This window comes from Caulobacter endophyticus, from assembly GCF_029543245.1.
Lineage (GTDB): Bacteria > Pseudomonadota > Alphaproteobacteria > Caulobacterales > Caulobacteraceae > Caulobacter > Caulobacter endophyticus_A.
Genome location: NZ_JARQWV010000013.1, coordinates 143,842 through 154,383 on the forward strand (window position 1 = coordinate 143,842; position 10,542 = coordinate 154,383).

A 10,542-nucleotide genomic window follows, 5' to 3' on the forward strand; every position below is an offset into this window, starting at 1 on the left:
CTGAAGGAGAATGATGTGACCCGAACAGAAACTGTATCGGTAGCGATTACGTAATATCGCCGGCCGTCGGCGCCAGGGGGATCAGCAACAATTTCGGGTGCAGTTTTTCTGCGGGGGGCTTTAAGGCGCTCTCGGGCTGTCCGCCCGAGGGGTCAGGCGCTCTTGAGGACCGCCTCGCGCTCGGCCGGGTCGGCCAGCAGGTCGGCGACCGAGATGCGCGACAGGCGCTCGGCGGCGGCGGCGTCGGCGGCGATCAGGGCCGCGCGGACGGCGTCGGGGATGCGGGCCCCGACCGGGCAGCCCTTCACCCCGGGCGGGGCGGTGCCGAGGTTGGCGCAGCCGTGGACGGCCCGCAGCACGGTGTCGAGGGTGATGTCCTGGGCCGGCTTCAGCAGCCAGGCGCCGCCGTTGGCGCCGGCGCGCGCGCCGATCAGCCCCGCCTTGCCGAGCATGGCGGTGACGCGCCGCACCACCACCGGATTGGTGGGCACGGAGGCCGCGAGTTCGGCGCTGGCCACGGCGCGGTCGGGGCTGAAAGCCTCCTTGTGCGCCAGATAGGCCAGGGCGTGAGCGGCGACGGGGAACTTCTGACTGTCGGACATGATCTTCTGTAAGTCCGGAACGTAAGGGGGGAACGCGTGCGTTGAAACAAAAACCATCAGGCTCGCGGCCTTAAGGTCACGATTGAACCCGGATCGGATTGGGTGTATCGCGCGCCGCTTGATCGATATGGGGCTTCGCGCGAGATTTTCGAGGGCGCGGTCCCGGAGGGATTGAATGGCTTCCGAAGCCTCCGGCGTTTCGAACACTGAGAACGCCTCCGTCGCGGCGTGCGACATTCCCCAGCAAGCGGGTTCGAATGGTCACGGTCCCAAGGGCCATGGCACGTTCGCGCTTGCGCTGGGCTCTGTCGGCGTCGTGTTCGGCGACATCGGCACCAGCCCGCTCTACGCCTTCAAGGAGGCGCTGCACGCGTCGGCCGCCGACGGCGTGACCCGGGCCGAGATTCTCGGCGTGGTGTCGCTGGCCCTGTGGGCGCTGATCCTGGTCGTGACGATCAAGTACGTGCTGTTCATCATGCGCGCCGACAACAAGGGCGAGGGCGGCGTTCTGTCGCTGATGGCCCTGGCCCAGCGCGCCATGGGACGACGCACCGCGCTGGTCTTCGGCCTGGGCGTGATCGGGGCGGCGCTGTTCTACGGCGACGCGGTGATCACCCCGGCCATGTCGGTGCTGTCGGCCGTCGAAGGCCTGCGGACCATTCCGGCGCTGGAGCATTCGATCAGCACCCAGGCGGTGCTGTTGATCGCGACGGTCATGCTGCTGGGGCTGTTCTTCATCCAAAGCCGAGGCACGGCCAAGGTCGGCCAGCTGTTCGGCCCGGTCTGCGCCGTGTGGTTCACGGTCATGGCCGTCCTGGGCGTCTACAACCTGCTGGCCCACCCGGGCGTGTTCCGCGCGATCAACCCCTATTACGCCGTCCACTTCCTGCAGCACCACGGCATGGCCGGCTTCATCGTGCTGGGCGCGGTTTTCCTGACCGTGACCGGGGCCGAGGCGCTGACCGCCGACATGGGCCACTTCGGCCGCTGGCCGATCCAGGCCGCCTGGCTGTTCTTCGTGCTGCCGTGCCTGGCCCTGAACTATCTGGGCCAGGGCGCCCTGGCCCTGACCACCCTGATCGAGGCCGAGCGCGCCGGCGTGCCGTTCCAGGAGCTGAACTGGTTCTTCGAGATGGCGCCCGACGTGCTGCGCCTGCCGCTGGTGATCCTGGCCGGCGCGGCCACGGTCATCGCCAGCCAGGCGGTGATCACCGGCGCCTTCTCGCTGACCCAGCAGGCGATCCAGCTGGGGCTTCTGCCGCGCATGGACGTGCGCCGCACGTCCGAGACCCAGTCGGGCCAGATCTTCGTGCCGCAGCTCAACACCATGCTGCTGCTGGGCGTGCTGGCGGTGATGTTCACCTTCAAGACCTCGTCGGCCATGGCGCACGCCTACGGCCTGGCGGTCACCGGCACGATGGTGGTTACGACCGCCATGGCCTTCATCGTCATGCGCCAGCTGTGGAAGTGGCAGTGGCCGGCGGCCCTGGCCTTCCTGATCCCGTTCATGACGCTGGACCTGGTGTTCCTCAGCGCCAACGCCCTGCGCTTCTTCACCGGCGGCTGGCTGCCGGTGCTGATCGGCGCCGCCCTGTTCATGATCATGGCCACCTGGGTGCGCGGCAGCCAGATCCTCAGCGAGAAGACCCGCCGCGACTCTGTGCCCCTGGCCGACCTGATGGAGATCCTGCGGGCCCGCGCACCGCACCGCGCGCCCGGCACGGCGATCTTCCTGACCTCCGACCCGGACATGACCCCGGTCGCGCTGATGCACAATCTCAAGCACAACAAGGTGCTGCATGAGCGCAACGTGGTGCTGACCGTGCGCACGGCCGAGACGCCGCGCGTGCCCGAGGAGGACCGCATCAAGACCTTCAAGGTCAACGACGACTTCAAGAAGGTCGAGATCTATTACGGCTTCATGGAAAGCCCGAACGTGCCCAAGGCTCTGGCCCTCCTGCGCAAGCAGCAGGGGCTGAAGTTCGACATCATGGCCACCAGCTTCTTCCTCGGCCGCCGCTCGATCGTGCCGTCGGCCAATTCGGGCATGCCGCTGTGGCAGGACAGGCTGTACATCTTCCTGATGAAGAACGCGGCCAACCCGACCGACTTCTTCAAGATTCCGCCGGGCCGCGTGGTCGAGCTCGGCGCCCAGGTGACTGTGTAAATGGATATTCTCGGCGTCATCGGCGACGTGCTCTGGATCCTGGCCCTGTCGATCATGGCCGGGGCCTCGCGCATGGCCTGGGGCAAGATCCCCAAGGGCGAGCCGACCCCCGTGGCCTGGTCGCCCAGCGGCGCGACCCTGCTGCGCCTGCCGCGTGGACCTGCCCTGGTGCTGCTGCCGGCCGGCGCCTTCGCCATCAGCCTCTACCTGCTGGTCGAGAGCCGCCAGGCTGACGAGCTGACGCTGTCGATCATCATGCTGGGCCTTCGCGCCACCCTGGCGGCGATCTTCGCGGTCATCCACCTGACCCAGGTGCGGCGGGCGCTGAACCAACTGGCCGAAGAGGGCAAGATCCGGCTCTGAGGCCGCTTGCCGCCCCCGCAGTTTCCCTCGTCGCAAAAGCGCGCTAAACGCCCCGCGACTTTGTGTTTCGCCTTCGACAAGGACCCCCGACATGGCCCAGAAGCCCGTCAAGAAGGTCGTGCTCGCCTATTCGGGCGGCCTCGACACCTCGATCATCCTCAAGTGGCTGCAGACCGAGTACGGCGCTGAAGTCGTGACCTTCACCGCCGACCTCGGCCAGGGCGAAGAGATCGAGCCCGCGCGCGCCAAGGCCCTGGCCGCCGGCGTGAAGCCCGAGAACATCTTCATCGAGGACGTGCGCGAAGAGTTCGTGCGCGACTTCGTGTTCCCGATGTTCCGCGCCAACACGGTCTATGAAGGCCAGTACCTGCTGGGCACCTCGATCGCCCGTCCGCTGATCGCCAAGCGCCAGATCGAGATCGCCCGCCAGGTCGGCGCCGACGCCGTCAGCCACGGCGCCACCGGCAAGGGCAACGACCAGGTCCGCTTCGAGCTCGGCTATTACGGCCTCGAGCCCGACATCACCGTGATCGCCCCCTGGCGCGAATGGGACTTCAAGTCGCGCGAAGCGCTGCTGGAGTTCGCCGAGAAGCACCAGATCCAGATCACCAAGGACAAGCGCGGCGAAGCCCCGTTCAGCGTCGACGCCAACCTGCTGCACAGCTCGTCGGAAGGTAAGGTCCTGGAAGACCCGGCGGTCGAGGCCCCCGAGTTCGTCCACATGCGCACCATCGCTCCTGAGGACGCGCCGGACCAGCCGACGATCATCACCATCGACTTCGAGAAGGGCGACCCGGTCGCCATCGACGGCGTGGCGATGAGCCCGGCCACCCTGCTGACCAAGCTGAACGAGCTGGGCCGCGACAACGGCATCGGCCGTCTGGACCTGGTGGAAAACCGCTTCGTCGGCATGAAGTCGCGCGGCGTCTACGAGACCCCGGGCGGCACCATCCTGCTGGCCGCCCACCGCGGCATCGAGAGCATCACGCTCGACCGCGGCGCCATGCACCTGAAGGACGAGCTGATGCCGAAGTACGCTTCGCTCGTCTACAACGGCTTCTGGTTCTCGCCCGAGCGCGAGATGCTGCAGGCCGCCATCGACTACAGCCAGACCAAGGTGTCGGGTCAGGTCCGCGTGAAGCTCTACAAGGGCAATGTCACGGTCATCGGCCGCACCAGCCCCTACTCGCTGTATGACCAGGACCTGGTCACCTTCGAGGAGGGCAAGGTCGCCTACGATCACCGCGACGCCGGCGGCTTCATCAAGCTCAACGCCCTGCGCCTGCGCGTGCTGGCCAAGCGCGACCAGCGCGGCTGAGGCTTTTCGAAGCTTTCGATAGGAACGAGCCCCGCCGGAAACGGCGGGGCTTTTTCTTTGCGGGCCAGGTCGCAATCGCCGCCATGATTGCGCCGCGAGATGTCGCCACCTTTCCGGTATCGGTGGAGGGGCGACGATGATCCGGGCAGGTCTGGTGACGGCGGTGATGCTGGCGGCGGCGCCGGCCCTGGCGCGGGAATCGCCGGTCGTGGCCCAGGCGCGGGCCGACGCGCAGGCCCTGGTCGCCAGGGAGGCGCTGATCGAGGAACTGGGCGGCATGGGCGCGGTCGACCAGGCGACGCGGCTGACGTTCCTACGGGCGCGCAAGACGGCCTCGCCCGAGGAACGGGAGGCCTTGGACACGGTCTGGGCCCGCTACTACAAGCCCATCGACGTGAAGCACACCGCGCGCCTGAAGGTTCTGCTGGCCGGACGCGGCTGGTTCACGCTCGAGGAGGTGGGCCAGCGCGCGGCAGACGGGGCCTTCAACATCGTCAATCATTCGCCGGACCTGGCTTTTCAGAAGGAGGCCCTGGCCAAGATGGAGCCCCTTGTCGCCCAGGGCCGCGCGCCGGGCGGCTATCCCAATCTCTACGACCGCATCGCCGAGCAGGAGGGACGTCCCCAGCGCTACGCCACCCAGCGGGCGCGCTGCGTCGACGGCCGTCACGCCATGCCCGACAATGTCGAGGATCCGGCCGGCCTGGAGCGGCGCCGCTCGGCGCTCGGGCTTCAGACGATGCCCGAGTATCTCAAGGGCCTGGACACCATGTACGGCCGCTGCGACCCGCCGAAGGGGTGAGGGGCCGCCGGCTCCCGGCGCAGGCCGCTCCGGAGCGGCTCGCACTCCAGGTCGAAGCCGGGCGTCGCGCGCCGTTGTGGAGGAGCGTCAGCCCTCGCAGCCTGCGGGCGGGCCGTCGGCCTTGGAGGCGGCGATCTCGGCCTTGGCCTTTTCCAGGTCGGCGGCGAAGGCGGGATCGGCGTGCAGGCGCGAGACCATCACCCCGCCCAGCAGGCGGCCGGCCTCCAGGTCGCTGGGGAAGTGGACGCCGCAGATCACCCGGCTGTCGCCGAACTGGCGGCCGCGGGCGGTGAGCTGGGCGGCGCGGTCGGGGACCAGTTCGGCCAGGACGAGGCCCCACGACCAGCCGATCAGGGCGTGACCGGAGGGGTAGGAGCCTTCGGTCTCGATCCATTTCTCGCGCGGCACGCAGATCGGCTTGCTGTTGCCCACCGGCGGGCGCGGGCGCGAGAAGGCCTGCTTGGCCGGGCGATAGATCGTGCCGGCGTCGTCGGTCATGCGCAGCAGCAGGTTGGCCAGGGTCGGGGTCTTTTCCGGGCTGATCATTACCTTGGCCGCGCAGGAGAAGCTCTTGAAGCCATTGGCGCCGGACAGGTCGGCGTCGGCGATCGCCTTGTCCCAGGCCGGCGTGCCGGCCAGCTTGCGCGTGTCGTCGTAGGCGGCGCGATCGGCCTTGCCGCGCGGCGAGCTCGGGGTCGGCGGCGGGCCGACGATGCCCGGCGCATCGAACGGCTCGGCCAAGGTCAGATAGCCCTTCGGCGGCTTGGTCCAGGTCGTCGAGCCACCCGCCTGCGCATAGGTATTGCCCGGAGCCTGGCCCGAGATGGGCGCGCAGGCGGCCAGCAGCAATGCGGCGGAAATGGGGGCGGAGACAAAGGCGAGCGACGAAAAACGCATCATGGAAAAGCCCGAAGTGAGGTCGTCCGGACACAGAGCGAGACGACTTGGCTGCGTCAAGCGAAAGCGGATTGACGGGTGGATATGTTATTTCATAACGCGATCTTCGCCGCTCCCCCGGCAAGCTAGGATTTTCCGTCCATGACGCGTTCCATGGTCCGTCGCGAGGCGCTCGCCGCCGCCAGTCTCCTCGTTCTCGCCGCTGCCGCGCCCGCCTGGGCCGCCGACACCGCCGCCCCCGCCGAAACCGATCCCGACGCCGTATCGCAGGTGGTCGTCACCGCCGCCCCCTACGCCGTCTCGCTCGACACCGTGACCAGCAGCGTCAACGTCGTCACCCGCGACAAGCTGGACGTCGCCCCGCCCGCCGGCCTCGGCGACGTGCTGAACGGCCTGCCCGGCCTGCGCTCCACCTTCTACGGCCCCGGCGCCTCGCGTCCGGTGATCCGCGGCCTGTCGGGCCCGCGGGTGATGGTGCTGCAGAACGGCGTCGGCCAGGTCGACGCCTCGGCGCTGTCGCCCGACCACGCGGTGGCCTCCGACCCGGCCGAGGCCTCGCGCATCGAGGTGCTGCGCGGCCCGTCCACCCTGGCCTATGGCGGCTCGGGCATCGGCGGCGTGGTCAACATGCTCGACGACCGCGTGCCCTCCTCGCGCGCCAGCGCGCCCGTCGAAGGCCGCGTGGCCGGCTCGATGTCCAGCGTCGACAGCGGCTGGGGCGTCAGCGGCGCGGCCAAGTTCAACGCCGGCCCGCTGGTGTTCGCGGTCGACGCCGTGCACCGGGAAAGCGACGACTACGGCGTGCCGGTGGCCCCGGTCTCGTCGCGCCTGGCCGCCCGCGACGGCCTGACCGTCGACCCGGACAAGACCGTGCGCAACACCGACGTCGAGATGGACGCCTACGGCGCCGGCGTCTCCTATGTGCACGATCGCGGCTTCGTGGGCCTGTCGGTCAAGCGCACCGACACCACCTACGGCGTGCCCTACCAGCAGATCCTCAGCCCCATCGACCCGGACGCCGAAGGTCCCGTGTCGATCCACCTGCAGCAGACCCGCTACGACCTGCGCGGCGAGCAGGAGCTCGACACCCCGTGGTTCGAGAAGGTGCGCGTCTCCATCGGGCATGCGGACTACGAGCACGCCGAGGTCAGCGTCGAGGACGGCGAGGTCGGCACCCGCTTTCTGTCGGACGGCACCGAGGGCCGCGTCGAGCTGGTGCATCGCGAGCATGACGGCCACCAGGGCGCCATCGGCTTCCAGGCCCTGACCCGCAGCTTCGAAGCGATCGGCGACGAGGCCTTCGTACCCAGCGTCGACATCAAGGAGTACGGCCTCTTCACCCTGCAGCGCTTCGATCGCGGCGACTGGGGCGTGGACGCGGGCCTGCGCTTCGACACCCGCTCGCTGGAGACGGCGACGCAGAAGCGCGACTTCGACAACGTCTCGGCCTCGCTGGGCGTGTTCTACAAGCCGGCCGAGCACCAGTTCGTCGCCTTGACCCTGTCGCGCAACGGCCGCGCGCCGACCGAGTTCGAACTGTTCGCCGACGGTCCGCACCCGGGCACCGGCGGCTACGAGAAGGGCGACGACAGCCTCGATTCCGAAACCGTCACCTCGCTGGAGGCCACCTACCGCTGGACCGGTCCGCGCCTGCGCATCGAGGGCCACCTGTGGGGCGCCTGGTACGACAACTTCATCGAGGAGGCGCCGACCGGCGAGATCGAGGACAGCCTGCCGGTGTTCCAGTACTTCCAGACCGGCGCCAAGTTCCACGGCGCCGAGCTGGAGGTCGGCTACGACGCCTGGCGCGGCAAGGACCAGTCGATCCGCCTGGAAGGCGTGGCCGACTATGTGCGCGGCGAAACCGATATCGGCGTGCCGGCCCGCGTGCCGCCGTGGTCGCTGACCGGCCGGGCCATCTGGAGCGCCTCCAATGTCGAGGCTGAGCTGGAAGTGCGTCACGTGGCCGAGCAGGACCGGGTGGCGGACTTCGAGCTGCCGACCGACGCCTACACCACGGTGAATCTGCGGGTGACGGTCAAGCCGTTCGAGGACAAGCCGCTGCGCTGGTTCGTCGACGGCCGCAACCTGACCAACGAGGAGGTGCGCGAGCACGCCTCGTTCCTCAAGGACATCGCGCCCTCGCCGGGCCGGTCGATCCGCACCGGGATCGCCTGGAAGTTCTAGGCTGGACGCCTTCGCCGCTTTCGCCCCGGGGCGAGAGTGGCGGGGGCGATTCCCCGTCCGGACGTGTCGATTGCCGCGATATCGCAGATCGGCTAGAAGCGCTGACCACCTCAAGGCCGCCTAGAGCGATAGAGCGTCCGTTCTTTCAGCCCTTCTGTAGAGCTTCTTATGGAAACGACCCAGTCCGCCGGCGGCATCACCGGCAACGTTCTCTTCTACTCGACGCCCGAACCGCTGAACCGCGAACTGCACGGCAAGCTGGCCCTGGTCCACCAGGACAAGCCCTACGCCTTCGCCGCGGCCGGCACGGCCGTGCCGCTGACCGTGACCGAGTTCGGTCCGGCCGGCCTGTCCTATCCGATCATCTTCGCCGGTGAAGAGCGCACCCCGCTGGCCGTCATGGGTCTGAACCAGGGCGAGAACCTGTTCATCCACGCCGACGGCTCGACCGAAGTCGGCGTCTACATCCCGGCCTATGTCCGTCGCTATCCGTTCGTGCTGGCCAACGACGAGTCGCAAGGCCGCATGATCGTCTGCATCGACCGCGCCTCGAGCCTGCTGTCGGAAGCCGGCGAGACCCCGCTGTTCGACGCCAAGGGCGAGCCGACCGAATACACCCAGAACTGCATCAAGTTCTGCGACGACTTCGAAGTCGAACGCCGCCGCACCGACTCGTTCGTGCAGCTGCTGAAGGACAACGACCTCTTCGAACTGAAGACCGCCACCTTCACCCCGCAGGACAGCAACGGCCAGGCCGGCGAGCCGCAGGTCGTGGCCGAGTACTACGGCATCTCGGAAGAGAAGCTGAACGCCCTGCCGATCGAGAAGCTGAAGGAATTCCAGGCTTCGGGCGCTCTCGCCCAGATCTACGCCCACCTGGTGTCGCTGGTCGGTTGGGATCGCCTGATCGCCATCACCATGTTCCGCCAGGCTCAGGCCCCGGCCGCCAACCTCAACTGAGGTCCGGCGTAAGGACAAAGGAAGAGGGCGGCGGATCGCAAGGATCCGCCGCCCTTTTCATTTGGACCGTCATGGAAAGCGACGAGTCCTAGTGAACCGAGACCGGGGCCAGTTCGTGGGCCAGGGCGGCGGCCACGGCCGCGTCGCGGTCGGTCAGCACCGCCAGGCGGGCGCCGTCGGCCCGGCAGACTGCATAGAGCGTCTGGTCGGGCGCCAGGTCGAAGTCCTCCACCCCCTCGGGGGCGTCGGCGAGGATCTCGGCCGCCTTGATCGGGCGCACATAGACGAGGTCCGGCGCGCCCAGCGCGGCGAAGGCCTCGGTCGAGAAGAACGGCGTGTGCGAACTGGGCGTCATGTGACCACCTCCTTCGATAGGGGAACGCTCCGAAGTCCCTGCGGTTCAGGCGGCGGGAGCGTGAGTGTTGCGCAAGGGCTCAGCCCTGCGAGCGGATGGGGATGCGCCTGACCTGGCGCTCGGGCGGCGGGCGGGCGACGTCGACATGCAGAAGGCCGTGCTCGAGCGTGGCGGCCGAGACCTCCATGCCTTCGGCCAGGACGAAGGTGCGGACGAAGCCGCGGGCGGCGATGCCCCGGTGAAGATAGGCGCGCTCGGCCTCGGTGCGGACGTCGCCGTCGCGGCGTCCGGCCACCACCAGCTGACCGCCCTCGACGGTCACCTGCAGCTGGTCGGGCGAAAAGCCGGCCACGGCCAGGGTGATGCGCACGCCCTCGTCGGTCTGTTCGACATTATAGGGCGGATAGCTTTCGCCCGCGGCCTTGGCGGCGCGCTCTATGAGGTCTCGGGTGTGCTCGAAGCCCAGCAGGAACGGGCTGTCGAACAGGATCGTCCGGGTCATGCGAAGTCCTTACGCATAAAAGCGACTTCGTTCGCGGAGCCCGGGGCCCTGGAGCGGCGCCCCGGTCCGCGATCGTGAAGCTGAAGTGGCGACGCGGCGGGCGGGGTTCAAGGCGTGGAGCCGGGGTCCGGGGGCCGGCGCGACGGTGCGTCGCGGCATGGAAAGCGCCAGATCTGCGCCAGATCTGTGGATGCGTGCGGGTTGGCGCTTGTCACGGTCCGGTCACAGGCCTATATGCGCTCCTCCTCGGAACGGCGCTGACGAAGACGCTCGAAACCGGGGCCCACAAGGCCCTTGCTTCGTATGGATCTCATCGCTAAGTTCCGCGGCCTCAATCGACTCGGGCAGCTGGATTGCCGACGACCTCTGGTCTTCGGGAAGGGCTGCTT

At 68.4% G+C, this 10,542-nt stretch carries 10 protein-coding genes; 6 read left to right on the forward strand and 4 right to left on the reverse strand.

The window, feature by feature from the left end; translation table 11 throughout:
• Positions 1–152 precede the first annotated feature (152 nt).
• Positions 153–602: an Rrf2 family transcriptional regulator gene (locus P7A99_RS14235; RefSeq protein WP_101720319.1), complete on the reverse strand. Its 450-nt coding sequence runs from the start codon at positions 600–602 to the stop codon at positions 153–155.
• Positions 603–777: 175 nt separating this feature from the next.
• Here P7A99_RS14235 and P7A99_RS14240 point away from each other — a divergent pair, with 175 nt between their 5' ends.
• The 4 genes from P7A99_RS14240 to P7A99_RS14255 all read left to right on the forward strand — a co-directional run bounded on the left by P7A99_RS14240 (position 778) and on the right by P7A99_RS14255 (position 5,252).
• The gene (locus P7A99_RS14240; RefSeq protein WP_277794480.1) at positions 778–2,769 is read left to right on the forward strand and encodes a potassium transporter Kup; all 1,992 of its coding nucleotides are present in this window, start codon (positions 778–780) and stop codon (positions 2,767–2,769) included.
• Positions 2,770–3,132, forward strand: a complete 363-nt coding sequence (locus tag P7A99_RS14245; protein WP_277794481.1) for a hypothetical protein — start codon at positions 2,770–2,772, stop codon at positions 3,130–3,132.
• Between the two features lie 91 nt (positions 3,133–3,223).
• The gene (locus P7A99_RS14250) at positions 3,224–4,450 is read left to right on the forward strand and encodes an argininosuccinate synthase (protein WP_101720316.1); all 1,227 of its coding nucleotides are present in this window, start codon (positions 3,224–3,226) and stop codon (positions 4,448–4,450) included.
• A gap of 136 nt (positions 4,451–4,586) precedes the next feature.
• Positions 4,587–5,252 (forward strand): DUF6624 domain-containing protein, encoded by a 666-nt coding sequence (locus P7A99_RS14255; RefSeq protein ID WP_277794482.1) that lies wholly within the window; start codon positions 4,587–4,589, stop codon positions 5,250–5,252.
• 87 nt (positions 5,253–5,339) lie between these two features.
• Here P7A99_RS14255 and P7A99_RS14260 read toward each other — a convergent pair whose 3' ends face one another.
• Positions 5,340–6,152 carry an acid phosphatase gene (locus P7A99_RS14260; protein WP_277794483.1) on the reverse strand — a complete coding sequence of 271 codons (813 nt, stop codon included), beginning with the start codon at positions 6,150–6,152 and terminating at the stop codon, positions 5,340–5,342.
• 150 nt (positions 6,153–6,302) lie between these two features.
• Between P7A99_RS14260 and P7A99_RS14265 the strand changes: the two genes are divergently transcribed.
• On the forward strand, positions 6,303–8,336 hold the full coding sequence (locus P7A99_RS14265; protein WP_277794492.1) for a TonB-dependent receptor: 2,034 nt from the start codon (positions 6,303–6,305) through the stop codon (positions 8,334–8,336).
• Positions 8,337–8,504: 168 nt separating this feature from the next.
• The gene (locus P7A99_RS14270) at positions 8,505–9,296 is read left to right on the forward strand and encodes a SapC family protein (protein ID WP_277794484.1); all 792 of its coding nucleotides are present in this window, start codon (positions 8,505–8,507) and stop codon (positions 9,294–9,296) included.
• An 88-nt stretch (positions 9,297–9,384) separates the two neighbouring features.
• On the opposite strand, the gene P7A99_RS14275 is transcribed toward P7A99_RS14270, so the two are convergent.
• Together P7A99_RS14275 and P7A99_RS14280 are read right to left on the reverse strand one after the other, a co-directional pair.
• The gene (locus P7A99_RS14275; RefSeq protein ID WP_277794485.1) at positions 9,385–9,651 is read right to left on the reverse strand and encodes a DUF1150 family protein; all 267 of its coding nucleotides are present in this window, start codon (positions 9,649–9,651) and stop codon (positions 9,385–9,387) included.
• 79 nt (positions 9,652–9,730) lie between these two features.
• The gene (locus tag P7A99_RS14280; protein WP_101718683.1) at positions 9,731–10,153 is read right to left on the reverse strand and encodes an Hsp20 family protein; all 423 of its coding nucleotides are present in this window, start codon (positions 10,151–10,153) and stop codon (positions 9,731–9,733) included.
• Positions 10,154–10,542 lie beyond the last annotated feature (389 nt).